This is a genomic window from Ruminococcus callidus ATCC 27760 (genome assembly GCF_000468015.1).
Classification (GTDB): Bacteria; Bacillota; Clostridia; order Oscillospirales; family Ruminococcaceae; genus Ruminococcus_C; species Ruminococcus_C callidus.
In genome coordinates, this window is record NZ_KI260397.1 from 15,173 (window position 1) to 17,022 (window position 1,850).

The 1,850-nt window shown below is 53.7% G+C and carries 1 protein-coding gene; it reads left to right on the forward strand.

The annotated features are described in order from the left end of the window. Window positions 1-158: 158 nt before the first annotated feature. Window positions 159-1,664: an L-fucose/L-arabinose isomerase family protein gene (locus tag RUMCAL_RS07485; protein WP_040647488.1), complete on the forward strand. Its 1,506-nt coding sequence runs from the start codon at window positions 159-161 to the stop codon at window positions 1,662-1,664. Window positions 1,665-1,850 lie beyond the last annotated feature (186 nt).

The following is a 1,850-nucleotide window of genomic DNA, read 5'->3' on the forward strand; positions in this document are numbered from 1 at the left end:
CATCTGTCGCACAATCTTTGTGCGGTATTGCCCACGAAATATACGATTCTGATATGATTTTCATCAGAAAATGTACGTTTTTGCTAGTAATCCGACAATCGTTATGCTATGATAGTTACAAATCAAGCGCACCACAGGTGCAGGAAGGAAACTGCCTTATGATCAATATTCCGAAAATGAAAGTCGGCATCGTTGCAGTCAGCCGTGACTGCTTTCCGGAAAGTCTGTCCGTGAACCGCCGCAAGGCTCTGGTCGATGCCTATACCCAAAAGTACAACGCAGAAGATATTTACGAATGTCCAGTCTGTATCGTGGAGAGCGAGATCCATATGGTACAGGCTCTGGACGACCTGAAAAAAGCCGGCTGCAATGCCCTGTGCGTCTATCTGGGGAACTTCGGTCCGGAAATTGCCGAAACGCTGCTGGCAAAGCACTTTGACGGTCCGAAGATGTTCTGTGCCGCTGCCGAGGAAAACACCGGCGTGCTTTCTTCCAGCCGCGGTGATGCGTACTGCGGCATGCTCAACGCCAGCTACAATCTGAAGCTGCGTGGCGTGAAAGCGTACATTCCGGAGTATCCGGTAGGAACTGCCGCAGAGTGTGCGGACATGATCCACGATTTCCTGCCCATTGCACGGGCGGTCTACGGGCTGAACCACCTGAAGATCATTTCCTTTGGCCCCCGTCCGCTGAACTTTCTGGCATGTAATGCACCCATTCAGCAGCTGTACAATCTGGGCGTGGAGATCGAAGAAAACTCCGAACTGGATCTGTTTGAAGCGTTCCACAAGCACGAAAACGATCCGCGGATTCCGGAAGTTGCGGCAGACATGGCAGCAGAGTTGGGTGACGGCAACAAGAAGCCGGACATTCTGCCGAAGCTGGCACAGTACGAACTGACGCTGCTGGACTGGATCGAGGAGCACAAGGGTTATCGGGAATTTGTTGCCATTGCAGGGAAGTGCTGGCCGGCATTCCAGACTCAGTTTGGATTTGTGCCCTGTTATGTGAACAGCCGTCTGACCGGCAGAGGGATTCCGGTTTCCTGCGAAGTGGACATCTACGGAGCACTCAGCGAATTCATCGGCACAGTGGTCAGCGAAGACGCTGTCACTCTGCTGGACATCAACAACACGGTACCGGCAGACCTGTATGAAAAGGAAATTGCAGGGAAGTTCCCGTACCGTCTGACGGACACCTTTATGGGATTCCACTGCGGCAACACCACCACCAAGAAGCTGGCGTTCTGCGAAATGAAATACCAGCTGATCATGGCACGGAGCCTGCCGGAGGAAGTGACACAGGGCACACTGGAGGGCGACATTCTGCCGGGCGATGTGACATTCTTCCGGCTCCAGTCCACCTCTGATGCGAAGCTGAATGCTTACGTAGCAGAGGGAGAGGTACTGCCGGCAGCGACACATTCTTTTGGTTCCATCGGCATTTTTGCGATTCCGGAAATGGCACGGTTTTATCGGCACGTACTGGTAGAGCACCACTTCCCGCACCACGGTGCGGTAGCATTCGGGCACTACGGCAAGGCAATCTACGAGGTATTCAAGTACTTAGGCGTAGACACAGGAGAGATCGGCTACAACCAGCCCAAGGGCATACGCTACCCCACAGAGAACCCGTTTGCAACAGCGGCGGCGGGTCGCCACTGACCCTACGCCCGCGGCGGGTCGCCGCTGACCTTACGCCCCAATTTCAAGAGTGAAAAGGGTAGTGTTACGGCGGCAGGCAGCCGCCTGTATGCCCCGCCGGGGGAGTTTTGTTGATGTGTAATCTTCGGGTGATACTTGACCTTGTAGTACAGGTGGAATGCGAACTCTTTTCTTTTTTTGCTTCTT